Raw genomic sequence first — 24879 nt, 5'->3', positions numbered from 1 at the left:
GGGCCTAAGGTCAGGCAAAGCCAAGAGGAGGGCAAGAATGCGCGATGATCTGGTGCTGTGTGACGTAGCGGAACAGGTGGCGGTGGTGACGATGAACCGCCCTCAGGCGCTGAACGCGCTTTCGGACGGGCTGCTGGCGGCGCTGACCGGGACGCTCTCGGCGCTTGGCACCCGCGAGGACGTCAAGGCCGTGGTGATCCGCGGTGCGGGCAAGGCGTTCTGCGCCGGGCATGATCTGAAGGAAATGCAGGCGGGCCGCGGCGCACCCGACAAGGGTGCCGCCTATTTCGCCGATCTCTTCACCCGCTGCGGCACGCTGATGCAGCTGATCCCGACCTTGCCGCAGCCGGTCATCGCGCAGGTCCATGGCATCGCCACGGCAGCGGGCTGTCAGCTGGTCGCCAGTTGCGACATGGCCGTCGCGGCTGAGGATACCCGGTTTGGCGTGAACGGCGTGAACATCGGGCTTTTCTGCTCGACGCCCATGGTCGCGCTCACCCGCAACCTGCCACGCAAACAGGCCCTCGAGATGCTGACTACGGGCGAATTCATCACCGCCCCGCGCGCCCTCGATCTCGGCCTGATCAACCGCATCGCTCCGCCCGAGGACCTCGAGGCCGCAACCCTGACCCTTGCCCAAACCGTCGCCGCCAAGCTCGGCGCGGCTGTGCGCATCGGCAAACGCGCCTTCTACGACCAGATCACCCTGCCGCTCGATCAGGCCTATGCCCATACTGGTGCCGTGATGGTCGAGAACATGCTCTTGCGCGACACCGATGAAGGCATCACCGCCTTCATCGAAAAGCGCAAACCCGACTGGGCCTGAACAAGACTGGGCCCGAACCAAAAGGGCCCGCACACCGCGGACACCTTTCTTTGCTCGATAAATATCCCGGGGGTAGGCCGACAGGCCGTAGGGGGCAGCGCCCCCTGCGCGCGGCGAGGGGGCTCGATGCCCCCGAGCCGCGCCATCTGTTTACCCGAAGACGCGCTTGAAGATCGTGTCGACATGCTTGGTGTGATAGCCAAGGTCGAACTTTTCGTTGATCTCCTCGGGGCTCAGCGCTGCCGTGACCTCGGCATCCGCCAGCAGTTCCTCGCGGAAATCCTTGCCCTGTTCCCAGACCTTCATCGCGTTGCGCTGGACCAGACGGTAGCTGTCCTCACGCGATACACCGGCTTGCGTCAGCGCCAGCAGCACGCGCTGCGACATGACCAAGCCCTTGAACTTGTTCATATTGGCCAGCATGTTGTCGGGATAGATCACCAGCTTTTCAATCACGCCCGCCAGACGGTTCAGCGCGAAATCCAGCGTGATCGTGGTGTCGGGGCCAATCGCGCGCTCGACGGACGAGTGCGAGATGTCGCGCTCGTGCCACAGCGCCACGTTCTCCATCGCCGGGATGACCGCCATGCGCACCAGACGGGCCAGACCCGTCAGGTTCTCGGTCAGCACCGGGTTGCGCTTGTGCGGCATCGCGGACGAGCCTTTCTGGCCCGCGCTGAAGAATTCTTCGGCTTCCAGCACTTCAGTCCGCTGCATGTGGCGGATCTCGATGGCGACGTTTTCGATGCTCGACGCGATCACCCCCAGCGTGGCAAAGAACATCGCGTGACGGTCGCGCGGGATCACTTGGGTCGAGATCGGCTCGGGCGTCAGGCCCAGCATCTTGCAGACATGCTCTTCGACCGAGGGGTCAATGTTGGCAAACGTCCCCACAGCGCCGGAAATCGCGCCCGTGGCGATTTCCGCCCGCGCCGCTTCCAGCCGCGCCTTGCCGCGCGCCATCTCAGCGTAGAAGCGGGCGAAGGTCAGGCCCATCGTCGTCGGTTCGGCGTGAATGCCGTGGCTGCGGCCGATGCGAACCGTGTCCTTATGCTCGAACGCGCGGGTTTTCAGCGCGGCCAGCACGCGGTCCATACCGCTCAGCAGGATGTCCGCAGCGCGCACCAGCTGCACGTTCAGCGTGGTGTCCAGCACATCCGACGAGGTCATGCCCTGATGCACGAAGCGCGCGTCATCCGCGCCGATATGCTCGGCCAGATGGGTCAGGAAAGCGATGACGTCATGCTTGGTGACCGCTTCGATCTCGTCGATGCGTGCGACGTTGAATTCCACGTCCTTGGCTTTCCACACGGCCTCGGCATTGGCCTTGGGGATCACGCCGATGGCGGCTTGCGCGTCGCAGGCATGGGCCTCGATCTCGTACCAGATCTTGAACTTGGTCTCGGGTGACCAGATGGCGACCATCTCGGGGCGGGAATAGCGGGGGATCATGGGCAATCCTTATCGGTTTTGCGGGCTTGGCGGCCTGATAGACCCCACGCGCGAGGCGTGCAAGTCTTGGGGGCGGTAACGGACGGTTGTCATGCGAATCGCGGTGATCGGCGGCGGTATTCTGGGCGCGTCGGTGGGCTGGCATCTGGCGCAGGGGGGCGCGCGGGTGACGGTATTCCACGCGGCAGCGCCCGGTGCGACCGAGGGCTCGTTTGCTTGGATTAACGCCAGTCTGGGCAATGATCCGGCCTATCGCCGGTTGCGTGTGGCTTCGATGGCCGCGTGGCCGGGATTGGCCGCGGCCGCGCCAGGCACCGGTTTTCAGGCTTGCGGCGGTCTGATGTGGGACGCGCCCGAGGCCGAGTTGCGCGCCTATGTGGCTGAGGCCGAGAACTATCCGCTGCGTCTGGTCGGGGCCGCCGAGGCGCAGGGGCTGGAGCCAGCCTTGCGCCACCCGCCCGCGCTGGCGGTGCATGCGGCGGGCGAGGGGATGGCCGAGCCCGTCGCCGCTGCCGCTGCGTTGCGCCGGGGTTTGGAGGTTGTGCGGTCCGAGGTCACGTTGGTAGAGGCCAAGGGGCGTGCGGCGCTGCGGGTGGCCGGGGCCGTGCGGAGTTTCGACGCGGTGGTTCTGGCGGCGGGTGCGGCCAGCGCCGCGCTGCTGGCGCCGCTCGGGATGGCGCTGTCGATGCACGCACCTTTGGGGATGCTGGCATGGTCGCGCCCGGTCGCGCGCCGGCTCAACGGCTTGGTGATGATGCCCGACATGCACATCCGCCAGACCGATGAAGGCCGGATTGTGCTGGGCGAGGATTACGGCGGCACCGATCCCGGGATGGACCCCGAGGAGAAGGGGCGGGCGTTGCTGGCGCTGGCCTCGCAGCGTCTGCACGGGCCGACGCTGGTCTTCAACCACGTTACCCTTGCCGGACGCCCCACACCCGGAGACGGGCGGCCTGCGGTCGGGGCGTTGGCAATGCCGGGGTTGTGGCTGGCCCTCAGCCACTCAGGCGTGACGCTGGCCCCGGCGATTGGCGCGATGCTGGCGACGGAAATGCTGACCGGCGCGCGCGATCCGCTGTTGGATCCCTACGCGCCGGACCGGTTGGTTCAGTTGACGTAGACCCGCAGCGTCGCCAAAGTGCCGAGCGGCAGACCCAGACGTTGCATGGCCTGAAGCGAGATCTGGCTGCCCGACGAGGCGGCGGCCCCGCTGGGGCGCAGCTCGACCTCTGCCGTTGCGCCAGACGTGGCCACGACGCGACCGGCGCGCGCGCTGGCAACAAGCCCGGTCTGGACCCAAAGGCCCTGACCGCCGGCTACGCCGAGGCCGGCAAGGGTTTCACCCAGAAAGCCGTCGGCGGCAGGGGCCGGAGCCTCGACCACCGTGGCATCCGTCATGCCTGCGCCGGGGCGCATCTGAGGGCGCAAGACCTCATCGCCGGGGGCTTCGGTGACCATGACATCAGGCATGGCTGCGCTGTCTGGACGGGCCAGAGAGCAGGCGGAGAGTAACAGGATCAGGGGCAAGGTACGCATGGGGTAAAGAGTAGCGCTGACAGGGGCCTGCGGCAAGGCGCGTCCCTTGCCAGTCACGCAGACGCGCACTAGCTTTGCCGCATGGACAGCCAGCCCCCCTCATCGACCCCTTCGCCCGCGCCATCCAGTATTTGCGCGTCTCGGTCACCGACCGCTGCGATTTCCGCTGCACCTATTGCATGGCGGAACACATGACCTTTCTACCCAAGAAAGAGCTGCTGACGCTGGAAGAACTGGACCGGCTGTGCACCGCTTTTGTCGGCATGGGGGTCGAGAAACTGCGCATCACGGGCGGTGAGCCTTTGGTGCGCAAGGGGATCATGACCTTCTTCGAGGGCATGGCGCGGCATCTGGAAAGCGGTGCGCTGAAAGAACTGACGCTGACCACCAACGGCTCGCAACTGGCGAAATTTGCGCAGCCTTTGGCGGATGTCGGGGTGCGGCGGGTGAATGTGTCGCTCGATACGCTGGATGACGCGAAATTCGCGCAGATCACCCGCTGGGGCCGGTTGCCGCAAGTGCTGACCGGGATCGACGCGGCGCGCGCGGCGGGATTGCGGGTGAAGATCAACGTCGTGGCGCTGAAGGGCTTCAACGAGAGCGAGCTTTTCTCGATCGTCGACTGGTGCGCGACCGAAGGGCACGATCTGACCTTTATCGAGGTCATGCCGATGGGCGACATGAGCGAGGAAACCCGGCTCGATCAATACTGGCCGCTCAAGGATCTGCGCGCGCGGCTGGCCGAGCGCTTCACCCTGACCGATCTGGCCGAGCGCACCGGGGGACCGGCGCGCTATGTGCGGCTGGAAGAGACGGGGCAGAAGATCGGCTTCATCACGCCGCTGACGCATAATTTCTGCGAAAGCTGCAACCGGGTGCGGCTGACCTGCACGGGCGAGCTGTACATGTGCCTGGGGCAGGAAGACATGGCCGATCTGCGCGCGCCGTTGCGGGCCTCGGAGGATCCGGCGGTGATCGAGGGCGCGATCCGCGCCGCGATTGCGCGCAAGCCCAAAGGGCATGACTTTGACTACTCGCGTCAGGGCGTCGTTGGGCAGATGAGCCGCCACATGAGCCATACCGGCGGGTGAGGGGTTTCGCCCTTGGGCTTTAGCGCTTGCAGCGCCACGCCGTCGGGCGACCGGGAAGGGGGCGTTGCCCCCCTCTTTGCTGCGCAAATTCACCCCCCAGGATATTTTCAGACAGATGACAGGCGCGCGCTTTAGCCGCTTTCCTTCCGGCAAGCGCTTGACTAGCCTCGCGCCGAACCCGGAGCGCGCATGACCGATCTGCACGAACCCCATATTGCCTGCCATGTCGAGGATCTGACCGTCAGCTACCGCGAGCGGCCGGTGCTGTGGGATATCGATCTGGATATTCCGCCCGGCGTGATGGCGGCGATTGTCGGACCCAACGGGGCGGGCAAATCGACGCTGATCAAGGCGGTGCTGGGGCTGGTGCCGCCGGTGGCGGGGCATGTGCGGATCTTCGGGCTGCCGGTGGCCAAGGCGCGGCGGCGGATTGCCTATGTGCCGCAGCGCCAGTCGGTAGACTGGGATTTCCCCGCCACTGTGCGCGATGTGGTGCTGATGGGGCTGTACGGTCAGCTCGGTTGGCTGCGCCGACCGGGGCGGGCCGAGAAGGCCAAGGCGATGGCGGCGCTGGAACAGGTCGGCATGCAGGACTACGCCGCCCGGCCGATCAGCCAGTTGTCGGGCGGGCAGCAGCAGCGGGTTTTCATCGCGCGGGCCCTGATCCAGGAGGCAGATCTGCTGTTTCTGGACGAGCCGATGGCGGGGGTGGACGCGGTGACCGAGGCGGCGATTGTTGCGCTGCTCAAGGCGCAGCGCGATGCCGGGCACACGGTGGTGGTGGTGCATCACGACTTGCAGACCGTTGCGCGGTATTTCGACTGGCTGGTGATGCTGAACCAGCGGATCATCGCGCAAGGCCCGGTGGCCGAGGTCTATACCGAGGCCAATCTGCGCGCGGCCTATGGCGGGCAACTGGCGCTAATCGGCACCTTGCGCACCACGGAGAGCCCGGATGCTTAGCCCGACGCTGATCACCGTTGCGCTGGCAGCCGCGATGATCGGCGCTTTGGCCGGGGTGCTGGGCACCTTCCTTGTGCTGCGCGGGCAGAGCCTGCTGGGGGATGTGATCGCGCATGCGTCCCTGCCGGGCGTGGTTGCCGGGTTCCTGATCTCGGGCGAGCGGGGGTTCGTGCCGATTCTGGCCGGGGCGCTGGTGTCGGGCGCGCTGGCCGGGCTGTCGGTGCAATTGCTCAGGCGCGGGGCCGGGGTGAAGTCGGACGCCGCCTTGGGCAGCGTGCTGAGCCTGTTCTTTGCGCTGGGGGTGGTCCTGCTGACCGTGGCACAGTCGCAGGGCGGGTCGGCAGGGCTGACGATGTTCTTGTTCGGGCAGGCGGCGTCGGTCCTGCGGGCGGATCTGCTGCCGATGGCGGTGGTGGGCGGGACGGTTCTGCTGGTTCTGGTGCTGCTGTGGAAGGAATTTCAACTGGTTGCCTTTGACCGCGAGGCCGCGCGGGCACAGGGCCTGCCGGTGGAACGGCTGGAGGTGCTGCTGACCCTGCTGACCGCCGTGACCATCGTGCTGGGCCTGTCGCTGGCGGGCGTTGTGCTGATGGTGGCGTTGCTTATTGCGCCAGCCGTGGCGGCGCGCCAATGGGTGCGGGGGCTGGCACCGATGGTCTGGCTGGCGGCGCTGATCGGCGCGCTGGCCGGGAGCGGCGGGGCGGTGATCTCGGCCATGGGGCAGGGTGTGGCGACGGGGCCGGTGATGGTGCTGGCTGCCGTGGCGCTGACCGCGCTGTCGCTGCTGCTGGCGCCTGAGCGGGGCCTCGTGGCACGGTGGCGGCGGCAGGGCGCGGCGCGGCAGGCCTTGCGCGGGCGGCAGGTGCTGGCGGCGCTGCGCGGGTTGGAGGGCGATCACGCCACGCCCGATTATGCCAGCGACGAGGCGATGTTGCAGGCCTATCTGGGCACCGACGCCGGGCCTGCGCTGGCGCGGCTCTATCGCGACGGGTTGATCCGGCCGGCGGCGCGTCTGGCCCCCGAGGCTGCGGCGCGGCGCTGGGAGCTGACCGAGGCCGGGCGCCTGCGTGTCGAAGAAGGCGGCCAGCATGCTTGATTCCGTGGCGCTGATGATCCTCGGCACCGGGGCGCTGGTGGCGGTGTCGGGTGCGCTGCTGGGCACGTTTCTGGTGCTGCGGGGCGAGGCGATGGCGGGCGATGCGATCAGCCATGCCATCGTGCTGGGCATCGTGCTGGCCTGGATGCTGACCGGCGCACGCTCGGGCCCGCTGGCCGTGGGCGGCGCGGTTTTGGCCGGGGTGGCGGCGGTGTTTGGTGCGCAACTGTTGGCGCGCAGCCGGCTGCTGGGCCATGACGCCGCGACCGGGATCGTGTTTCCGGCCATGTTCGCCTTGGGCGTGCTGCTGATCAACCTGAACGCGCGCAACCTGCATCTGGACCCCGACACCGTGCTGTTGGGCGAGATCGGCTTTGTCTGGCTCGATACGGTGACGCTGCTGGGCGTGGACTGGCCGGTGGCCGGGGTGACGCTGGCAGCCGTGGGGCTGGTGAACCTGCTGTTCGTCGGGTTGTTCTGGAAAGAGCTGAAACTGGCGGCTTTCGATCCAGGGCTGGCGCAGGCCCTGGGGTTCAGGCCTGCACTGCTGGGGCTGGGGTTGCTGGCGCTGACGGCGGCGACGGCAGTGGCCTCGTTCGACGCGGTCGGCGTGGTGCTGTTTCTGGCCTTCCTGATCGTCCCCGCTGTGACCGGACGGCTGGTCGCGGCCTCAACCGGCGGGATGATGGGATTGGCGGTGCTCAGCGGGGTGGTCGCTGTGGGCATCGGCTATGTCGGGGCGGTGCATTGGGACGTGTCGCTGGGTGGCTCGATGGCGGTGGCGACGGGATTGGGGCTGGCGCTGGCGCTGGTGGCCTCGCCCCGGTCGGGCATGGTGGCAGCGCTGATCCGGCGACGGGCAATCCGTGAGGAATCGCTGGTCGCCGTGCTGCTCGCCCATCTGGCCGCGCATGAAGGCACCGCGCGCGCGGCCGAGGAATGCACGCCCGAAGCGCTGGTTGGGCACTTGCGCTGGTCGCCTGATCAGGCGCAAACGGTGCTGGTAACGGCGCTGGAGCGCGGGGTGATCCGCCGCGACGGCGCGCGCCTGTCGCTGACCGAGGCCGGTCGCGCCCTGGCCCGCGCCGAGGCGCAGCGCCACGATCGCCGGCGGGCCCTGACCGAGGAGCGCTGAGCGTGGCGGACTGGACGATTTTTGCAACGCCGACGATGCTGTGGGTAACCTTGCTGGCCGTGGGGTTGGTGGGCCTGTCCAAAGGCGGGCTGGGCGGGGCCTTCGCGCTGGCGGGTGTGCCGATCATGTCGCTGGTGATGCCGCCGGTTCTGGCGGCGGCGGTCTTGTTGCCGATCCTGATCATGATGGATGCGGTCAGCCTGTGGACATGGCGCGGCTGGCGTGACTGGAGCGTGCTCAAGGTGATGATCCCGGCCTCGCTGATCGGGGTGGGCGCGGCCTGGGCGTTGGCGGCGGTGACATCGGATGCGATGGTCCGGCTGCTGGTGGGCAGCGTGGCGCTGGCTTTTGTCGCGCGCGCGGTGTTTGGCCGGTTCATCGGCGGCGCGCCAAGCTACCGGGCAGCCACCGGCTGGCTGTGGGGAACGGTTGCCGGGTTTACCTCGTTCGTGGCCCATGCCGGGGGGCCGCCGTTTCAGGTGCAGGTGCTGCCCAAAAAGCTGGACCCCAAGGTGTACACCGGCACCTCGGTGATCTTTTTCGCCGTGCTTAACGCGGTCAAGGTGGTTCCCTATGCCGCTTTGGGCTTTTTTGAGACGCGCGTGCTGTGGTCGGCGCTGATCATGCTGCCGCTGGCGGTGGTCACCGTGCGCATCGGCGCGGCGATCATCAAACGGATGCGGCCGGAAGTGTTTTACCCCTTCACCTATGTGATGATCACGCTGGTCGGCATCAAGCTGGTTTATGAGGGGCTGGCGGGGTTGCTGGGCGGCTGAGCCTCAGCGCCCCGAGCGCCGCCGGACCCGGTTGATGGCGTCGATCACCGCCTGCGGGTGTGTGTGGTGCAGCATGTGGCCTGCGCCGGGGATGACGGTCAGGTTGGCGCTGGCGACCTCGCCGACAAAACGGCGGCTGTGGATGTCGAGGCCGACGATGGTGTCGGCATCGCCGTGCAGCATCTCGATCGGCAGGGTAAGCGAGGGGTAGTCGGGCTGCATCTGCACGATATAGTCGCGCAAGGCGTTGACCTGACGGTTGTTGTTTTCCTGCGATTCACGGCGCAGGGACAGGCCCACGCCGAATTCTTCACTGTACCCGGCAGGGACGGAGTCCGGCTCGAACACCTTGTCCAGCGCCGCGTTGATCGCGCTTTCGGTGGCGAATGCGGTGACAATGGCGCGGGCAGGGGTGCCAAGCGGTGTCTCGTTCAGCCCGTACCAAAAGCTCAGCCCGCCCTCCCACGGCTCACTCGCGGCGGCAACCAGCACCAGCCCGGCGGTGTCGCGCTGATTTTGCAGCGCCCAGGCCAGTGCGACAGCGCCGCCATAGGAATGGCCCAGCACTAGGGGGCGCCGCACGCCGATTTGCTCGACTGCTTCGTGCAGCACGCGGGCCTGAAGGCGCGGGTCGCTGTCCGCGTCCCCCCAACTGTCGGACCAGCCAAGGCCGGGACGGTCCACCGCGATGATGCGATAGTCATCTTCCAGCAGCGCGACCAGATCAAAGGTGAAATCGCGCAAATTGCCGTTCGCACCGTGGATCAGCACCAGATCCGGCGCCGTGCCCCGGGCACGCCCGGTGACGAGGATATGGATGCGGTGCCCCTCAACCTCGACAAACTGGCCCAGCGGCGGGAATTCCTGCATCCACTCGCTTTCACGCCGGTCGGCGCGGTTGTCGACCAGCGCGGCGCAGCCAGCAAGGGCTATGACGGCGACAAGCGTGGTGACGGTCGTAACGGAGGCAGGAAAGGGCATGCAGGAACTCGACATTGGCGGTGGGCTACGGGACTGATACGAGGATCGGCCCCGCGAGTTTCACTTAGCGCAGGGCCGCCCCGCTTCCAGTCTGAGAGCGGCACTGTCAGGAGGCAAGACGCCCCGCGCGCCCGCCGCGCCTGCCCGTGCCGCCCGCACCGGGCGTTGCCGCCGCAGCAAGCAGGATGCTCATCGGGTGGTCGACCGGGTAGCCAGGCCGCCCGCTCAGACGCGCCGCGACCGCAGGCTGGTCGGCCTCGGGCGGCAGGCTGAGCGCCCAGTCGACAAGAATCGACCGGCATTCACCGTCCGAGATCCCGTCGATCTTATAGGCTTCACGGATCAGGCCTTTGGGGTCGTCGGGATCCCGGTTTTCCATCAGTCCTCCAGAGCTTTGACGCCGGGCAGTTCTTTGCCTTCCATCCATTCAAGGAAGGCACCGCCAGCGGTTGAGATATAGGTGAAGTCGTCCGCCGCCCCGGCGCGGTTCAGCGCGGCCACTGTATCGCCGCCGCCGGCGACCGATACGAGCTTGCCCGCCTTGGTCAGATCCGCCGCCGTGCGCGCGGCGGCGTTGGTGGCGGCATCAAAGGGTTCCATCTCGAACGCACCGAGCGGGCCGTTCCAGATCAGCGTATGCGCGTCGGCAAAGATATCGGCCAAGGCCGCGACACTGGCGGGACCGGCGTCAAGGATCATCGCGTCATCGGGGCACTGGGTGACGACCTCATGCGGCGCATTCGCCCTGAATTCGCGCGCGACGACCAGATCGACGGGCAGCACGATGCGGCAACCGACCACGTCGGCTTTCTCAAGGATCTCGCGCGCGGTGTCGGCCAGATCATGTTCGCACAGCGATCTTCCGACCGGATGACCCTGCGCGGCAAGGAAGGTGTTTGCCATCCCGCCGCCGATCACCAGATAGTCGACCTTGCTGACCAGATTGCCCAGCAGTTCCAGCTTGGTCGAAACCTTGGCCCCACCAACGACCGCCACAACCGGACGTTGCGGATTGCCGAGCGCGGCATCGAGCGCTTTCAGTTCAGCCGCCATCAGCCGACCGGCGAAGGCGGGCAGCAGTTTGGCGATGCCTTCGGTCGAGGCATGCGCGCGGTGCGCGGCGGAAAAGGCGTCGTTGACATAGACGTCGCCCAGCGCGGCGAGCGAAGCGGCCATCATCGGGTCGTTCTTTTCCTCGCCTGCGTGGAAGCGGGTGTTCTCAAGCAGCAAAACATCGCCCGGCTGCAGCGCCAGAATGGCGTCCTTGGCCGGTTTTCCGATGCAATCGCTGGCAAAACTTACCGGCTTGCCCAGTCGCGCGCTCAAAGCGGGGCGGACGGCTTCCAGCGACATCTCAGGCACGACCTGTCCTTTCGGGCGGCCAAAATGCGCCATCAGCACCACTTTCGCGCCTGCCTCGCTCAGATCGCGGATGGTCGGCAGAACGGCGTCGATGCGGGTAAAGTCGCTGACCTCGCCGTTCTCGAACGGCACGTTGATGTCGACGCGCACCAGCGCGGTTTTTCCCGCGAAATTCAGTGAGTCGAGGGTTTTCCAGCCCATGATCTGCTCCTTTGCCTGTACGCCTGAGTGATGCCCGTGCCGCGCGGTATCGTCAACCGCAGGCAGAGGCACCGACAGGGTCATTCCCAGCCGACGATACCCTTCACCTCACAAAAGTCGCGGATACCCCAATCGGCGTATTCGCGGCCATTGCCCGACTGTTTGTATCCGCCAAAGGGGGCAAAAGTGTCCCAGTCAGGCCCGTTGAGGTTCACGGTGCCAGCCCTGAGCAAACGCGCCAGTCCACGCGCGGGTTCCTGCGGGCCCGAGATATAGGCAGCAAGGCCATAAGGCGTGTCATTGGCCATGGTCACGGCATGGTCAATGTCGTCATAGGGCAGGATCGACAGCACCGGGCCGAAGATTTCCTCTTGCGCGATGGTCATGTCATTGGTGACGCCCGCAAAGACCGTGGGGCGCACGAACCAGCCGCGGTTCAGGGTTTCCGGGCGGCCCGTTCCGCCCGCGGCGAGCTGCGCGCCCTCGTCGATGCCCGCCTGAATGAGCCGCTGCACCTTGTCCCAGTGCTGCTGCGAGACCAGCGGGCCCATGGTGGTGGCCTCGTCGCCCGGATTACCGGTGATGACCTCGGCAGCGGCCTCAGCCGCCATGGCGGCGGCGCGGTCGTGCAGCGCGCGCGGGACCAGCATTCGGGTCGGCGCGTCGCAGCTTTGGCCGGTGTTGGCAAAGACGGCCTCGGCCCCGGCTTTCACGGCGGCGTCGAAATTGTCATGCGGCAGAATGATGTTGGGGGATTTGCCGCCCAGCTCTTGCGCCACGCGTTTGACGGTGGGCGCGGCCGCTGCGGCAACGGCAGTTCCCGCGCGGGTCGAGCCGGTGAAGCTGACCATATCGACATCCGGGTGCGCTGACAGATGCGCGCCAACATCGGTGCCCAAGCCGTTGATCAGGTTGAAAACGCCAGTGGGAACGCCTGCCTCGTGGCATAGTTCGGCGAACAGCAGCGCGGACAGCGGCGCGATTTCCGAGGGTTTCAGCACCATCGTACACCCGGCGATCAGCGCGGGCGCGACCTTGCACACGATCTGGTTCATCGGCCAGTTCCACGGGGTGATCAGCGCGCAGACGCCAATCCCTTCGTGCACGATCCGCGTGCTGCCGCGCATTTCTTCCCACGGAAAACTTTCGGCGGCTTTGAGCGTGCTTTCCAGATGGACCTGACCTGCCCAGGCCTGCGCCTCGCGCGCCCAGGTGATCGGCGCGCCCATTTCCAGCGACATGGCCAGCGCGATCTCTTCGTAGCGCGCGTTATAGGTGGCAAGCAGGCGCGCAACGGTGGCGATCCGCTCGGCAACAGGGGTGACGGTCCAGGCGGGGAAGGCGGCGCGGGCGGCAGCGACGGCGGCGTCAGCATCGGCAGTCGAGCCAAGCGCCAACTGTCCAAGGATCTCTTCAGTGGCCGGGTTTTCGATCGGCAGGCGGCCCGTGCCCAAGGGGACCATCCACTCGCCGTTGATATAGAAACGCTCGGTCTGCATGGCGCCCTCGCTGATCGGTTTTCAGCATCCTAGGCGGGGCAGATGGGGCAGGGCAATGCCATCTCCGACACGGCAGAGGTCAGGAGCGCCCCCGCACACGGATTGAGCGTCTGGCAGGCTGGCCTCAGATCGTGATCTTGAGGAACCCGTCGCGCAGCGCGTTGGACCATGCCTGCGACATGGCGCGGAAATCCTCGTCATTCGGCTCGATCCGCTGCTGGTCGCTGATCCGGCACGCGTCCTTGGCGATCACGGCGAAGTCGAGCGGCATGCCAACCGACAGGTTCGAGCGCAGAGTCGAATCCATCGACAACAGCACCGCCTTGCGGGCGTCTTCCAGCGTGGTGTCGGGGGTCACGACGCGGTCCAGAATCGGCTTGCCGTATTTATGCTCGCCGATCTGCAGATAGGGCGTGTCTTCGGTCGCTTCGATGAAATTGCCCTCGGGATAGATCAGGAACATGCGCATCGCGCCGCCCTTGCGCTGCCCGGCCAGGATCATCGACGCGGCGGTCGAGACCTTGCTCATTTCCATCTTGGAATTGATGTCGTGCCGGACCGAGGCCAGCGTCGCGCCAACGATCTCGGCCACGTCCAGCATCGTATGCGCGGCCATGATCGAGGCATCCTCGGCGGTATCGGGATGCTCGATCGCTTCGCGCAGACGGGCGATGGTGGTTTGCGTGACCGACAGGCTTCCAGCGGTCAACACGGTGATGCAGCGCTCGCCCGGTTCTTCGAACACGAACATCTTGCGGTAGGTCGCGATATTGTCGAGCCCCGCGTTGGTGCGCGTGTCCGACAGCAGAACCATGCCAGCCTTGAGCAGCAATCCGACGCAATACGTCATGTGTCCGACGCGTTCCTTCTAGACGAGAGTCCGCCCCCAGCCGGGGGCGGTCAGCCGTGCTTACTGCTGCGCTTGCGCAATCGCAACGGCGATCTCCATTGTCTCGGTGCCCGGACCCCGGGCGATGCCCCGGATCGGGGCGGCCATAACCGCGTCACTGCCGCTGCCCAGCCGGATATACCGTTCATCAGGGCAGCATTCATTGGCCGGATCGAAGCCGACCCAGCCCAGACTGTCGACCCAGATCTCGGCCCAGGCATGCGCGGCCTCGTGGCTCTCGCCCTTGGCATCGGTGAACAGATACCCCGACACATAGCGCGCTGGCAGGTCACGCAGGCGGGCGCAGGTGATCAGCGCATGTGCCTGATCCTGACACACGCCCGTGCCCAGCGCCAACGCCTCTGCTGCTGTGGTCGCGGAGCTGGTCGAGCCGGGGGTATAGGCGATGGCCTCGGAGACCACGCGCGACAGATCATGCGCCAAGGCCAGCGGGCTGCTGCCGCTGGCTGTCCGGGCAAGATCGCGCAGGGCGGAGTCCGGGCTGGTGGCAAAGGTGTCGCCCAGCCACGCGACCGGCGGGATCATCTCGCGCTGCCCGCGCAGGATGCCGGACTGGTCGGTGGTGGTGATATCGCCGGTGACCGTGACTGTGATCTGATCGACCGGCCCCTGAACGGTCCAGGCCTGTATCTCATCGCCCGCACCGTCGCGGAAACACCCGCCGCGCAGGCCGTCGCTGACCTCGACCTTCCAGGCATTCTCGACCTGGTTCAGACAGACCGTAGGGCGCAGCCGGTGGCTTTGCACGACGGCGCGGACCGGCTGGTCATAGAGATAGGTGGTGACGTGGTTTACGAGCAATCTCATCGCGTGTCCCCGCTCAGATACGACTCATGGACCTTCAGTGCCAGATCGCCTGCCTCGCCGATAAAGCGGGTCAGGAATTCGTGCAGTCCCTCGTCAAAGATGATTTCGGTATTGGTCTCGGATATGCGCGCCAGCATGTTGCGCGCTGCCGTCTGCGCCGGGGTCGAGCGCCGGTAGGCGCGCGCGAGGCGGTCAAGATGCTTGTTCAATTCCTCGACACAGGTGATCAGGCCACGCGGCGTCTGCGGGTTCAGGATCAGGAAATGCGCGATCTTGGCGGCGGTCACTTCACCACCATACGCCCAGTGGAAGGCGCGGTTCAGCGACATCGCGCGCAACAGGGTGCGCCACTGGTAATTGTCCAGACCCGAGCCGATGAAACCCACACTGGGCAGCAGGACGTAATACTTCACGTCGAGCAGGCGCGCGGTGGAATCCGCCCGTTCCAGATAATAGCCGATGTTGAGGAAATCCCAGCCATCGTTGCGCAGCAGCGTCGTTTCGATCGCCCCGCGCACTTGGGCGCAATGGCGGCGTGTCCATTCGGTCAACCGGCTCAATGACTGTTCCGAGCGCGCCTCGCGTTCGATCTGGCGCAGCTCCTGAAACGCGGTGTTGAGCGCGTCCCAGACCTGCGTGGTCAGCGCGGTGCGCACGATGCGGCCGTTTTCGCGCGCGGCCACGATGCAGGACGCGACCGACGAAGGGTTCTCGTGGTCAAAGAACAGATGGCTCTCGATGTTGCGCTGCACCGGGTCGCCGTATTTCGTCTTGAAGGCGTCGGCGGTGCCGCCGGCGTGCAGCAACGCTTCCCATTCGTTGCGATACCCTTGTTCCGAGTTGGGCAGCATCGCGATGCGCGCGCCCACTTCCAGCAGACGGGCGGCGGTTTCGGCGCGCTCCATGTAGCGGGCCAGCCAGAAAAGATTGTCAGCGGTTCTGCTCAGCATGCGTTCACTCCCCCGCTCATTCCGCCAGCACCCAGGTGTCCTTGACCCCGCCGCCCTGCGACGAGTTGACCACCAGCGAGCCTTCGCGCAGCGCCACGCGGGTCAGCCCGCCCGGGACCAGCTCGATCCGTTCACCGACCAGACAATAGGGCCTCAGATCGACGTGCCTTGGTGCGACGCCTTCCTCAACGAAAGACGGGACGGTGGACAGCGCCAGCGTCGGTTGCGCGATATAGTTGTCGGGATCGTCGATGATCTTGTGGCGGAAGACCTCGATCTGTTCCTTGGTCGATTTCGGCCCGACCAGCATGCCATAGCCGCCCGACCCGTGGACCTCTTTGACCACCAGATCGCCAAGGTTCTCGAGCACGTATTTGCACTCGTCCTCTTTGGCGCATTGCCAGGTCGGTACGTTCTGCAAGATCGGCTCCTCGCCGAGGTAGAAGCGCACCATTTCCGGCACGTAGGTATAAACCGCCTTGTCATCCGCAACCCCGGCGCCCGGCGCCGAGCAGATCGCCACCCCGCCCGAGCGGTAGACATCCATCAGTCCGGGCACGCCCAGCATCGAGTCCGGCCTGAAGCACAGCGGGTCCAGATATGCGTCATCAAGGCGGCGATAGATCACATCCACCCGGCGCGGGCCTTCGGTCGTGCGCATCCAGACATAGTCGCCCTCGACGAACAGATCCTGCCCCTCGACCAGTTCGACTCCCATCATGTCAGCCAGAAAGCTGTGCTCGTAATAGGCCGAGTTGAAATGTCCCGGCGTCAGGATCACCACATTCGGCTCATCCGGGCAGCGCAGCGGCGCGACCGAGGCCAGCGTCCGGCGCAAGAGTTCGGGATAGGCCTCGACCGGCTGAATGCGGTTTTCCACGAACAGGTCAGGGAACATCCGCATCATGATCTCGCGGTTTTCCAGCATATAGCTGACGCCAGACGGCGTGCGGCAGTTGTCCTCCAGCACGAAGAAATCATCTGGCCCCGTGCGCACCAGATCAATGCCGACGATATGGCTGTAAACCCCCTTGGGCGGACGGATGCCGGCGACGGCCTTCTCATAGGCTTCGTTCAGATAGACCAGCTTCGCGGGGATGCGCCCGGCGCGCACGATTTCGCCCCGGTCATAGACGTCCGCCAGAAAGGCGTTCAGGGCACGGGCGCGCTGTTTGATGCCGCGTTCCAGCCGCGACCATTCCTGCCCGCTGAACACGCGCGGGAACATGTCGAAGGGGATCAACCGGTCGGGATCGCCGCCCTCGCCATAGACCGCGAAGGTGATGCCGATCCGTCGAAACAGCGCCTCGGCCTCGGCTTGTTTCAAATTGCGCAGGTCTGCCGGCATCTGGTCGACCCAGTTTTGCAGCTGCGCATAGGGCAAACGAACCGTTCCCTGGTTCACCATCTCATTGAAGTAGGCTGTCATGTTCGGTGTCCCCTTTGCCCATAACCTTAGACGATCCTTCGTCGGCGGCAATGGTTAGTCATTGCGGCGATTTCTGAAGCGAAATGGCCGGATAAGGCGTGAAAATTAGGCGAAGTCAGCTTGTTTTGATTGAATAATGACCAGTGTCCGCCTGTATTGTGGGCACTTGCGGCGCGTCTGACCAAGGGCAAAAGACCGGCGCAATTTCGCGATTGTCGCTGAACCGAAGGGCAATCGCGCCAGTGTCCGGGGGCGATTCCGCTGCGGTGCCGGTTCGTCCGTTAACCCCTTTGTTCTCGCGCTGATGCGCGGCGCTTGCCCTGAGGATCGTGCCGTGTCCCCAGAAGGATGGTGCGAATTAACGGCTCGGCAAGTGTTCGGTCCTAGGCTGCGAATCGCTCCGGATGGCGGGGCGTTGCGTGGAAGGAACTACCGGCATGAAACATATCGTACTCGCCCTTTGCGCCGCCACCTGGGCGCTGCCCGCAGCGGCACAGGATCTGAACCAAGCGATGCGCACGTATTATCAGGAGCATCTGCAACTCTGGACGCAAGACCCGGTGATCATCGCTGCGCTGCGCGCGCAGAACGCGCTGACCAGCACCTATTCGGCGGATCAGGTCGCGGCGCTTGACCGGAACTGGCAAAGTGAAGTGGGCCTTCCCTCCATGCCCACTGTCGAACCCGTGCTCAATAACGCTACCGCCGATTTCCTGCGACAGCAGGTCGAAGCGTCGCGTAATCGGATCACGGAAGTCATTCTGATGGACGCGATCGGGCTCAATGTCGCCGTCACGACGATCACCTCGGACTATTGGCAGGGTGATGAGGAAAAATATTCCGCCACCTTCCAGGTCGGCCCAGACGCCGTTCATTTCAGCAACATCGCGCTTGATGAATCGACGGGTCACTATCAGGGCCAGATATCTTTCAGCGTGGTCGATCCCGCAAACGGTGAGCTGGTCGGCGCGATGACCGTCGGCGTCGATGCTGAACTTCTGATGTGATCATCTCTGAACCTGGGGGTCGCCTAATGCGCTCATCTGTTAAAATCTCGCTTGCTGGAGTCCGCAACCTGCGTGTCTCGCTCTTCATCAAGATTACGGCGATGATCGCATTGGCGACCGTCACGGTCGTCGCCGCGAACCTTGCGTTCGGCTTTCGGACGACCAACCATCTGGGCATGCTCAATCTCCAACAGAATGCCGAAGCCAGTGTGAACAGCTTTGCCTTTGGTGTCGCCAACGCGATCCGCTTCGGCGACACGGCGAGTATTCAAGCGTTTGAAGAGGAAATGAGTGAGGCGCAAAACGGTGAACTGCTGGTCGTCGTGGTCACCGACACCGAAGGGAACGTTCTCTCGACCGAGGGCACTGTGTCCCAGGCACAACTTGATCAACTCGCCAGAACTGCCTTTGCCGCCGACGGGGTGCAGATGAACCTGCGCGATGACGGGACTTTGACAGTTGCCACGCCGATCTATTCCGGATCGAACCGTGACAATCACGTCGGCGCTGTCGTCACGGTCTGGTCCACGCAAGAAGCTTTGGCGCGCGCCCATAGCAACGACTGGCAGATCTATTCGACGGCGGCTGCAATTCTGGCCGTGATGATGGCGATCTCGGTGTTCGCCGTCCGCCAAACCATTGCTCGGCCGATGGAGCGTTTGGGGCTGTCGCTGGCTGACATCGCACGCGGCGACTACGATCAACCCCTCCCAGAGTTGGGCCGCGGCGACGAGATCGGCGACTTCGCCCGCCATATCGGGGATCTGCGCGAAGGATTGCGCATTGCGCATGAGGAAGAACGCGCGCGCGAACGCGACCGCGAGATGCAGATGCGTGTTGTCTCTGCGCTGCGTGACGGGCTTACGGCGCTCGCCAATCAGGATCTTACCAACAGTATCATGACGCCTTTCGACCCGCAGTACGAAGCGCTGCGCACGGATTACAACGCCACCGTCGCCGCGCTGCACGAGACGGTTGTCAACGTGATCAGTTCGGTCGGCGAAATGCGCCAAGGCGCAGATGAGATGGCCGGGTCGGCCGACAACCTGTCCCAGCGGACCGAAACACAGGCCGCTACCCTCGAACAGACCGCCGCCGCCATCCAGCAGATCAACACGCGCGTCACTGAAACTGCAACCAATGCGCGCAAAGCCGAAGAGATAGCCCGCGCAGCACAGCAAAAGGCGCAGGTCAGCGAACCGATTGTGCGCGAGGCCATCGAAGCCATGGCGTTGCTGGAAAAAACATCATCGCAGATCGCGCAGATCATCACCCTGATTGACGACATCTCGTTCCAGACGAACCTCTTGGCCCTGAACGCGGGGGTTGAGGCGGCGCGCGCCGGCGAGTCTGGTCGCGGGTTTGCCGTGGTTGCAACCGAAGTGCGCGCGCTTGCCCAGCGCTCGTCCGATGCCGCCCGCGAAATCAAGGAACTGGTTACGGGCAGCACCGAGCAGGTAAATCACGGGGTGGATCTGGTCCGCCGGTCGGGCGCCGTCCTGTCCGAGTTCGCCAGCGAGGTCGATGATATCGCCGGTCTGATGTCGGTTGTGGCACAAGCGGCCGACGATCAGGCACATAGCGTCACCGAGATCAATGTCGGTGTCAGTCAGCTCGACAGCGTTACCCAACAAAACGCCGCAATGGTGCAGGAAACGACGGCCGCCATTCACGTGCTGCGCCAGCAATCCCTTGATCTTGCGGATCTCCTGCGCAAGTTCCAGCTGGACAACGGATCACGGTCGCGCACCGGTGATCGCATGATCCCAGTTCCCCGCCGCGCCGTCGCATAAAGGGGCGCTGACACCTGAAAACCTGACCAGCTGAAACAGGGGCTTTGCGCAACGCTCAACTGGCTGGGAGCAACTTTGAGTACGAAGAGACACTCAAAGTGCCCGAAGGCACGGGATCGCTTTCTCCCGAAACGTAATCCTCCCCATGGTTAAGGGGCTGCAGCGCATGTGAGGGCTTGGGCATCAAGGTCGACTTCTCGCTCCGAGCCAAGCGCGTGGTCCGGTCGCTGAACCAGATCATCGAGTGGCGCGGGAAGCCTCTGGCGATTAGGGTGGACAATGGCCGGGAATAGATCAGTTCCACGCTGATGATCTGGGCCGAGAAGCCGGGCATTGCGCTGACCCACATCCATGCCGGGAAACCGCACCAGAATGTCTACGTTGAGCGATAGGAACCGCGCCTAGGTTGCCGGAGGCTCCAACTCCTGAGCAAGGTGGAGCCTCATGAGCGAGTCAGCGACCAGTTCTCCCCGGAAGTGCGTGAACGCGGGGTGCGTCTGGTCCTGGATAATGAGGGTCAACAGGGATCTCGGTGGCAGGCGGTCATGTCGATCTCGGCTATGATCGGCTGTGCGCCGCAGACCCTGAACGATTGGGCCAAGAAGGCCGAGGTTGAGAGCGGCAAACGTGCGGGCGTCTCCAGCGAGATGGTCGAGACGATGAAGGCGCTGGAAGGCGAGAACCGCGAGTTGCGCTTAGCGAACGGGATCCTTCGCGGCGTCAGCGTATTTCGCGATGGCGGAGCTCGACTGCCGGCCGAAGTGATGGTGGGTTTCATCGACGCTCACCGGGATGCGCATGGGGTCGAGCCGCTGTGCCCTCGCCATGGCCTCGCGGACCAGTGGCGTTCCCATGGCTCGATGCGGCCGATCGCCTCGTCCCCCTTTTGTGATCATCGTGCGAAGCGGGCCGATCCGTCCCGGCTGTCGGATCGGTCACGTCGGGACAAGGCGTTGCGCCCGTAGATTCTTCGGGTCTTCGAAGAGAACTGGCGAGTCCATGGCGTCCGGAAGGTTTGGCGGCAGCCTGGCCGCGAAGATTTCGATGGTGCCCGATGCCCTGTGGCACGGCGAATGAAGAGCATGGGTATTCAAGGCATTATCAGGGGCAAGCCGCATCGGACGACGATTCCGGACAAGAAGACGCCGTGTCCGCTGGACAAGGTGAACCGCCATTTCCGTGTTCCGACACCGAACATGCTGGGGGTGTCGGATTTCACGTATGTCGCCGCCTGGAAGGATTTCACCTATGTCTCCTTCGTCATCGATGCGTATGCCCGCAGGATCGTTGGCTGGCGCGTCAGCAGCTCCGCGCATGCGGGGTTCCTTCTCGATGCCGTGGAACAGGCGGTGCATGATCGCGCCCCGGAAAGGGCATCGGGCTGGTTCACCACAGCGACAGGGGCTCGCAATACCTGTCTATGCGCGACACCGAGCGCCTGGCGGAAACCGGTATCGAACCCTCGAAGGGCAGCGTCGGCGACAGGTGCGACAACGCCCTAGCCGAGACGATCAATGGCCTGTTCAAGGCAGAGGTCAACCACCGCCGCGGCCCAGGGCGCGGCTTAGAAGCCGTGGAATACGCGACGCTCAAAGAGGTGGACTGGTTCAACAATCGCCGTCTTCTTGAGCCGATCGGGAACATCCTGCCAGCCGAAACTGAGGTAAATTTCAAGGCAGTTCTAGAAACTGACCCGAAGGCCGCGCAACGAACCGCAATCAGTTTCGGGCACACCCGGCGCGGTGCAAGGCGCGCCTCAGTTCCCAGTCCTGAGGGACATCAAAGTGCCCGAAGAATGGGTGGTGCCGGTAAAGGGACTCGAACCCCCGACCTTCGCTTTACAAGAGCGTTGCTCTACCAACTGAGCTACACCGGCGTGGCGTCGTGATAGCGTCATTGCGCGCGCCGCTCAAGCGCGTTCCGACGCGCACGAGAAGGGTTTTGGTCACCGTCGCAGCACGAACCCCGGCAACAGGCCGCATGCTCAATGCCTTGTGCGTGCTACACATGCCGCCAGGGCTTGCCACCTGATCGCACCCCGCGCTAGATCGCTGGTATGGAAATTGCCCTGCATCTAGGCGTGCACGAGACAGACAACGACCATCTGGTCCGTTGCCTGATGCGCAACCGTGCCGTTCTGGGCAAACAGGGTATCGCGATTCCCGGTCCGGCGCGCTACCGCCAGCAACTGCGGCAGCTTTCCTTTGCGATGCGCGGACGCGACACGACGGCGGAAACGCAAGAAATGCTGCTGGACGGCATTCTGGACGACGACGATGTGCGCCGGGTGGTATTTTCCTCTGACAGCTTTCTGTCCCTGCCGAAATGGGCGGTCAGCCACGGTCGGCTCTATCATGCCGCAGCCGAGCGCGTCTCGCTGCTGCGCAACCTGTTTCCCGACGCCCGGATCGAGCTGTTTCTGGCGATCCGCAACCCGGCCAGCTTTCTGCCGGCGATGGTCAAGGCCGACAAGACGGGGTCGATCCTGACCCAGATCACGGACAGTGATCCGGGCGCGCTTCGCTGGTCATCGCTGCTGGCCCGTCTGTCCGAAGCCGTCCCCGACGCGCCGATCACGGTGTGGAGCTATGAGGATACGCCGCTCATCTGGCCCGAAGTCCTGCGCGTCGTCTCGGGTCATGCGCCAGAGAACGAGATGGCGGGGTGGCTCGCGTGGTATTGGGATCTGGTAACGCCGAAAGGCCACGCGGCCCTGCGCCGCTGGTTTGAAACCAACCCGCCGCCCGATGACCATGCGCGGCGCAAAATGCTCAGCGTGTTGCTGGAACGCTTTGCCAAGCCTGAAGAGCTGGAGCAGGACGCGCTGCTACCGGGCTGGACCGTCGAGACGGTCGACCGGCTGAGCGCGCTATACGATGATGACCTCGATCTGATCGGATCGATGCCGGGGGTCACGCTGCTCGAGCCGTGACCCACCGGCGGCTTAGCTCACTGCATGCCGAGCGCGGCTTTATACAGATCCAGAATCGCCTCTTCTTCCGCGATATCGTCAGGCTCGCGCTTGCGCAGGGCGATGATCTTGCGCAGCACCTTGGTGTCATAGCCACGGCCCTTGGCCTCGGCCATCACTTCCTTCTGCTGCTCGGTGATGTCTTTCTTTTCCGCCTCAAGATGTTCGTAGCGCTCGACGAACTGGCGCAGTTCGTCGGCGGTCACGTCATAGGCGGTATCGGAGCTGCTCATGTCTTGCCTCTTTGGATCGGTCTTTGGACCCGTTGTTCCTAGCCTTGCACCGGAGGCGGGGCAAGATGCTTGCCGGGCCGGGCCGGGCGCGGTAAGGGGCGGCGAGCGAAAAGGAGACGGCGATGGCAATGGGCGATCTGATGATCTGGGCAGGGGCGGTGGTGACACTGCTGGGCGTTGTCGGGCTGATCGCCTGCGTGGTCTACGTGCTGCGCGTGCGCCGCTCGGGACTGGACGACGCGACGCTGCGCAAGGCGCTGCAAAAGGGTGTCGTCTGGAACATGGCGTCGCTGTTCGTGTCGGTGCTGGGGCTGATGCTGGTGATCGTGGGGATCACGCTGGCCTGACCGCAACTGACAGCACCTAAAAAAGGGGGGCGATTGCCCCCCTTTTTCGGTTTGTCAGCCAGATCAGTCGATCATCGGCATCAGGCCATCCAATGACTTCTTCGCGTCGCCGTAGAACATGCGCGTGTTCTCTTTATAGAACAGCGGGTTCTCGATGCCCGAATAGCCCGTGCCCTGACCGCGCTTGGACACAAAGACCTGCTTGGCGCGCCAGACTTCGAGCACCGGCATCCCGGCGATCGGACTGTTGGGGTCTTCCTGCGCGGCGGGGTTCACGATGTCGTTCGAGCCGATCACGATCACCACGTCGGTGGTCGGGAAGTCCTCGTTGATCTCGTCCATTTCCAGAACGATGTCATAGGGAACCTTGGCTTCGGCCAGCAGCACGTTCATATGGCCGGGCAGGCGGCCCGCCACCGGGTGGATGGCGAAACGGACGTTCTTGCCCTTGGCGCGCAGCTTGCGGGTCAGTTCGCTGACCGCCTGCTGGGCCTGCGCCACCGCCATGCCATAGCCCGGCACGATGATGATGCTGTCCGCCTCATTCAGCGCCGCCGCCACACCGTCGGCGTCGATGGCGATCTGTTCGCCCTCGATCTCCATCGCCGGGCCCGTGGTGCCGCCAAAGCCGCCCAGGATCACCGAGATGAACGAACGGTTCATCGCCTTGCACATGATGTAGGACAGGATCGCGCCCGACGAGCCGACCAGCGCGCCGACCACGATCAGCAGATCGTTGGACAGCGAGAAGCCGATCGCCGCGGCGGCCCAGCCCGAGTAGCTGTTGAGCATCGACACGACCACCGGCATATCGGCGCCGCCGATGCCCATGATCAGGTGATAGCCGATGAAGAACGCCAAGAGCGTCATCAACAAGAGCGACCAGCTGCCCGCGCCCTGGAAGTAGAGCACCAGCAGGATGGCCGAGATCAGCGCCGCACCGGCGTTGAGCATGTGCCCGCCGGGCAGCTTGGCCGCCTTGCCGTCAACCTTGCCCGCCAGCTTGCCGTAAGCAATGACCGATCCGGTGAAGGTCACCGCGCCAATGAAGACCCCGAGGAACACCTCGATCTTCAGCACCGCGATCTCGGCTGCCGTCTTGTGGGCAACCGTCGCCGCAAACCCGGTCAGTGCTGCCAGCGCCGCCGGATCGTCGTGCAGACCAGCGACGCGGACCATCTCGATATGGCCGTTGAAGCCGATGAACACCGCCGCCAGACCGACGAGGCTGTGCATCGCGGCCACAAGCTGCGGCATCTCGGTCATCTGCACGCGCTGCGCAACGACCCAGCCGATCCCGCCCCCAACCGCGATCATGATGACCGAGATCAGCCAGTTTCCGGCACCGGGTCCATAAAGCGTGGCGAGTACCGCCAGCCCCATGCCCACAATCCCGTACCAGACCGCGCGCTTGGCGCTTTCCTGCCCGGACAGCCCGCCGAGGCTGAGAATGAACAGAACGGCGGCAACGACATAGGCTGCCGTGGTAAAACCGTATTCCATGGCTGCCTCTC

The 24879-nt window shown here is 64.8% G+C and carries 23 protein-coding genes, 1 tRNA gene, 2 pseudogenes and 1 other annotated feature; of the genes and pseudogenes, 13 read left to right on the top strand and 13 right to left on the bottom strand.

Annotation, left to right across the window (positions count from 1 at the left end):
- Window positions 1-37 precede the first annotated feature (37 nt).
- Window positions 38-826, top strand: coding sequence for an enoyl-CoA hydratase (locus OKW52_RS14160; protein WP_264506295.1), 789 nt, complete (start codon window positions 38-40; stop codon window positions 824-826).
- A 150-nt stretch (window positions 827-976) separates the two neighbouring features.
- Here the strand turns inward: OKW52_RS14160 and purB are convergent, their stop codons facing one another.
- A complete protein-coding gene (gene purB / locus OKW52_RS14155; RefSeq protein ID WP_264506294.1) occupies window positions 977-2278 on the bottom strand; it encodes an adenylosuccinate lyase in 1302 nt (433 codons plus the stop codon).
- 91 nt (window positions 2279-2369) lie between these two features.
- On the opposite strand from purB, the gene OKW52_RS14150 reads away from it, so the two are divergent.
- The gene (locus OKW52_RS14150) at window positions 2370-3398 is read left to right on the top strand and encodes an NAD(P)/FAD-dependent oxidoreductase (RefSeq protein ID WP_264506293.1); all 1029 of its coding nucleotides are present in this window, start codon (window positions 2370-2372) and stop codon (window positions 3396-3398) included.
- On the opposite strand, the gene OKW52_RS14145 is transcribed toward OKW52_RS14150, so the two are convergent.
- Window positions 3386-3748 carry a D-galactarate dehydratase gene (locus tag OKW52_RS14145; protein ID WP_264506292.1) on the bottom strand — a complete coding sequence of 121 codons (363 nt, stop codon included), beginning with the start codon at window positions 3746-3748 and terminating at the stop codon, window positions 3386-3388. The two genes, OKW52_RS14150 and OKW52_RS14145, sit on opposite strands and share 13 nt — an antisense overlap.
- Before the next feature lie 140 nt (window positions 3749-3888).
- Here OKW52_RS14145 and moaA point away from each other — a divergent pair, with 140 nt between their 5' ends.
- The 5 genes from moaA to OKW52_RS14120 all read left to right on the top strand — a co-directional run bounded on the left by moaA (window position 3889) and on the right by OKW52_RS14120 (window position 8875).
- The gene (gene moaA, locus OKW52_RS14140) at window positions 3889-4905 is read left to right on the top strand and encodes a GTP 3',8-cyclase MoaA (protein ID WP_264506291.1); all 1017 of its coding nucleotides are present in this window, start codon (window positions 3889-3891) and stop codon (window positions 4903-4905) included.
- Window positions 4906-5094: 189 nt separating this feature from the next.
- A complete protein-coding gene (locus tag OKW52_RS14135; RefSeq protein WP_264506290.1) occupies window positions 5095-5868 on the top strand; it encodes a metal ABC transporter ATP-binding protein in 774 nt (257 codons plus the stop codon).
- Window positions 5861-6964: a metal ABC transporter permease gene (locus OKW52_RS14130; RefSeq protein ID WP_264506289.1), complete on the top strand. Its 1104-nt coding sequence runs from the start codon at window positions 5861-5863 to the stop codon at window positions 6962-6964. The genes OKW52_RS14135 and OKW52_RS14130 overlap by 8 nt, the downstream gene beginning before the upstream one ends.
- Window positions 6957-8099, top strand: coding sequence for a metal ABC transporter permease (locus OKW52_RS14125; RefSeq protein WP_264506288.1), 1143 nt, complete (start codon window positions 6957-6959; stop codon window positions 8097-8099). The genes OKW52_RS14130 and OKW52_RS14125 overlap by 8 nt, the downstream gene beginning before the upstream one ends.
- Before the next feature lie 2 nt (window positions 8100-8101).
- Window positions 8102-8875 carry a sulfite exporter TauE/SafE family protein gene (locus OKW52_RS14120; protein WP_264506287.1) on the top strand — a complete coding sequence of 258 codons (774 nt, stop codon included), beginning with the start codon at window positions 8102-8104 and terminating at the stop codon, window positions 8873-8875.
- A 3-nt stretch (window positions 8876-8878) separates the two neighbouring features.
- Here the strand turns inward: OKW52_RS14120 and OKW52_RS14115 are convergent, their stop codons facing one another.
- The 8 genes from OKW52_RS14115 to OKW52_RS14080 all read right to left on the bottom strand — a co-directional run bounded on the left by OKW52_RS14115 (window position 8879) and on the right by OKW52_RS14080 (window position 17014).
- Window positions 8879-9856, bottom strand: a complete 978-nt coding sequence (locus tag OKW52_RS14115; protein WP_264506286.1) for an alpha/beta fold hydrolase — start codon at window positions 9854-9856, stop codon at window positions 8879-8881.
- A gap of 106 nt (window positions 9857-9962) precedes the next feature.
- Window positions 9963-10235: a hypothetical protein gene (locus tag OKW52_RS14110; RefSeq protein ID WP_264506285.1), complete on the bottom strand. Its 273-nt coding sequence runs from the start codon at window positions 10233-10235 to the stop codon at window positions 9963-9965.
- Window positions 10235-11419: a phosphoglycerate kinase gene (locus OKW52_RS14105; RefSeq protein ID WP_264506284.1), complete on the bottom strand. Its 1185-nt coding sequence runs from the start codon at window positions 11417-11419 to the stop codon at window positions 10235-10237. Before OKW52_RS14105 ends, OKW52_RS14110 begins: the two co-directional genes overlap by 1 nt.
- Before the next feature lie 80 nt (window positions 11420-11499).
- Window positions 11500-12918, bottom strand: coding sequence for an aldehyde dehydrogenase family protein (locus OKW52_RS14100; RefSeq protein ID WP_264506283.1), 1419 nt, complete (start codon window positions 12916-12918; stop codon window positions 11500-11502).
- A 124-nt stretch (window positions 12919-13042) separates the two neighbouring features.
- Complete coding sequence (locus tag OKW52_RS14095; protein ID WP_264506282.1) at window positions 13043-13768, bottom strand: peptidase; 726 nt, start codon at window positions 13766-13768, stop codon at window positions 13043-13045.
- A 60-nt stretch (window positions 13769-13828) separates the two neighbouring features.
- Window positions 13829-14635, bottom strand: a complete 807-nt coding sequence (locus OKW52_RS14090) for a transglutaminase family protein (RefSeq protein WP_264506281.1) — start codon at window positions 14633-14635, stop codon at window positions 13829-13831.
- The gene (locus OKW52_RS14085) at window positions 14632-15585 is read right to left on the bottom strand and encodes an alpha-E domain-containing protein (protein ID WP_264506280.1); all 954 of its coding nucleotides are present in this window, start codon (window positions 15583-15585) and stop codon (window positions 14632-14634) included. Before OKW52_RS14085 ends, OKW52_RS14090 begins: the two co-directional genes overlap by 4 nt.
- Before the next feature lie 16 nt (window positions 15586-15601).
- Window positions 15602-17014: a circularly permuted type 2 ATP-grasp protein gene (locus tag OKW52_RS14080; protein ID WP_264506279.1), complete on the bottom strand. Its 1413-nt coding sequence runs from the start codon at window positions 17012-17014 to the stop codon at window positions 15602-15604.
- Window positions 17015-17451: 437 nt separating this feature from the next.
- Here OKW52_RS14080 and OKW52_RS14075 point away from each other — a divergent pair, with 437 nt between their 5' ends.
- The 4 genes and pseudogenes from OKW52_RS14075 to OKW52_RS14060 all read left to right on the top strand — a co-directional run.
- On the top strand, window positions 17452-18021 hold the full coding sequence (locus OKW52_RS14075) for a hypothetical protein (RefSeq protein WP_264506278.1): 570 nt from the start codon (window positions 17452-17454) through the stop codon (window positions 18019-18021).
- Complete coding sequence (locus tag OKW52_RS14070) at window positions 18018-19814, top strand: methyl-accepting chemotaxis protein (protein WP_264506277.1); 1797 nt, start codon at window positions 18018-18020, stop codon at window positions 19812-19814. The genes OKW52_RS14075 and OKW52_RS14070 overlap by 4 nt, the downstream gene beginning before the upstream one ends.
- A gap of 170 nt (window positions 19815-19984) precedes the next feature.
- Window positions 19985-20203 (top strand): annotated as a pseudogene (locus OKW52_RS14065) (IS3 family transposase); the annotation flags it as partial.
- Window positions 20204-20359: 156 nt separating this feature from the next.
- Window positions 20360-21519: pseudogene (locus OKW52_RS14060) on the top strand (IS3 family transposase); the annotation flags it as partial.
- Window positions 20537-20692, top strand: a sequence feature (AL1L pseudoknot). Its footprint overlaps the pseudogene before it by 156 nt.
- A gap of 95 nt (window positions 21520-21614) precedes the next feature.
- On the opposite strand, the gene OKW52_RS14055 reads toward OKW52_RS14060, so the two are convergent.
- Window positions 21615-21690: transfer RNA gene (locus OKW52_RS14055), tRNA-Thr, on the bottom strand.
- Window positions 21691-21870: 180 nt separating this feature from the next.
- Between OKW52_RS14055 and OKW52_RS14050 the strand changes: the two genes are divergently transcribed.
- Window positions 21871-22746: a hypothetical protein gene (locus OKW52_RS14050; protein WP_264506276.1), complete on the top strand. Its 876-nt coding sequence runs from the start codon at window positions 21871-21873 to the stop codon at window positions 22744-22746.
- 17 nt (window positions 22747-22763) lie between these two features.
- Here OKW52_RS14050 and OKW52_RS14045 read toward each other — a convergent pair whose 3' ends face one another.
- Window positions 22764-23018 carry a DUF2312 domain-containing protein gene (locus tag OKW52_RS14045; RefSeq protein WP_127109818.1) on the bottom strand — a complete coding sequence of 85 codons (255 nt, stop codon included), beginning with the start codon at window positions 23016-23018 and terminating at the stop codon, window positions 22764-22766.
- A gap of 122 nt (window positions 23019-23140) precedes the next feature.
- Between OKW52_RS14045 and OKW52_RS14040 the strand changes: the two genes are divergently transcribed.
- The gene (locus tag OKW52_RS14040; RefSeq protein WP_264506275.1) at window positions 23141-23365 is read left to right on the top strand and encodes a hypothetical protein; all 225 of its coding nucleotides are present in this window, start codon (window positions 23141-23143) and stop codon (window positions 23363-23365) included.
- 63 nt (window positions 23366-23428) lie between these two features.
- Here the strand turns inward: OKW52_RS14040 and OKW52_RS14035 are convergent, their stop codons facing one another.
- Window positions 23429-24868, bottom strand: a complete 1440-nt coding sequence (locus tag OKW52_RS14035) for an NAD(P)(+) transhydrogenase (Re/Si-specific) subunit beta (protein WP_264506274.1) — start codon at window positions 24866-24868, stop codon at window positions 23429-23431.
- Between the last annotated feature and the right edge of the window lie 11 nt (window positions 24869-24879).

The sequence above is a fragment of the Pararhodobacter zhoushanensis genome, from assembly GCF_025949695.1.
Taxonomy (GTDB): domain Bacteria; phylum Pseudomonadota; class Alphaproteobacteria; order Rhodobacterales; family Rhodobacteraceae; genus Pararhodobacter; species Pararhodobacter zhoushanensis_A.
This window is presented reverse-complemented; position numbering and strand designations above follow the sequence as displayed.

Bases quoted from the DNA above. Each gene is read 5' to 3' on its own strand.
- OKW52_RS14115 (WP_264506286.1), bottom strand. From the start codon at position 9,856: ATGCCCTTTCCTGCCTCCGTTACGACCGTCACCACGCTTGTCGCCGTC.
- OKW52_RS14135 (WP_264506290.1), top strand. From the start codon at position 5,095: ATGACCGATCTGCACGAACCCCATATTGCCTGCCATGTCGAGGATCTG.
- OKW52_RS14075 (WP_264506278.1), top strand. From the start codon at position 17,452: ATGAAACATATCGTACTCGCCCTTTGCGCCGCCACCTGGGCGCTGCCC.
- OKW52_RS14105 (WP_264506284.1), bottom strand. From the start codon at position 11,419: ATGGGCTGGAAAACCCTCGACTCACTGAATTTCGCGGGAAAAACCGCG.
- OKW52_RS14145 (WP_264506292.1), bottom strand. From the start codon at position 3,748: ATGCCTGATGTCATGGTCACCGAAGCCCCCGGCGATGAGGTCTTGCGC.
- OKW52_RS14110 (WP_264506285.1), bottom strand. From the start codon at position 10,235: ATGGAAAACCGGGATCCCGACGACCCCAAAGGCCTGATCCGTGAAGCC.
- purB (WP_264506294.1), bottom strand. From the start codon at position 2,278: ATGATCCCCCGCTATTCCCGCCCCGAGATGGTCGCCATCTGGTCACCC.
- OKW52_RS14160 (WP_264506295.1), top strand. From the start codon at position 38: ATGCGCGATGATCTGGTGCTGTGTGACGTAGCGGAACAGGTGGCGGTG.
- OKW52_RS14090 (WP_264506281.1), bottom strand. From the start codon at position 14,635: ATGAGATTGCTCGTAAACCACGTCACCACCTATCTCTATGACCAGCCG.
- OKW52_RS14150 (WP_264506293.1), top strand. From the start codon at position 2,370: ATGCGAATCGCGGTGATCGGCGGCGGTATTCTGGGCGCGTCGGTGGGC.
- OKW52_RS14125 (WP_264506288.1), top strand. From the start codon at position 6,957: ATGCTTGATTCCGTGGCGCTGATGATCCTCGGCACCGGGGCGCTGGTG.
- OKW52_RS14130 (WP_264506289.1), top strand. From the start codon at position 5,861: ATGCTTAGCCCGACGCTGATCACCGTTGCGCTGGCAGCCGCGATGATC.
- OKW52_RS14100 (WP_264506283.1), bottom strand. From the start codon at position 12,918: ATGCAGACCGAGCGTTTCTATATCAACGGCGAGTGGATGGTCCCCTTG.
- OKW52_RS14040 (WP_264506275.1), top strand. From the start codon at position 23,141: ATGGCAATGGGCGATCTGATGATCTGGGCAGGGGCGGTGGTGACACTG.
- OKW52_RS14050 (WP_264506276.1), top strand. From the start codon at position 21,871: ATGGAAATTGCCCTGCATCTAGGCGTGCACGAGACAGACAACGACCAT.
- OKW52_RS14085 (WP_264506280.1), bottom strand. From the start codon at position 15,585: ATGCTGAGCAGAACCGCTGACAATCTTTTCTGGCTGGCCCGCTACATG.
- OKW52_RS14095 (WP_264506282.1), bottom strand. From the start codon at position 13,768: ATGACGTATTGCGTCGGATTGCTGCTCAAGGCTGGCATGGTTCTGCTG.
- OKW52_RS14080 (WP_264506279.1), bottom strand. From the start codon at position 17,014: ATGACAGCCTACTTCAATGAGATGGTGAACCAGGGAACGGTTCGTTTG.
- OKW52_RS14035 (WP_264506274.1), bottom strand. From the start codon at position 24,868: ATGGAATACGGTTTTACCACGGCAGCCTATGTCGTTGCCGCCGTTCTG.
- OKW52_RS14045 (WP_127109818.1), bottom strand. From the start codon at position 23,018: ATGAGCAGCTCCGATACCGCCTATGACGTGACCGCCGACGAACTGCGC.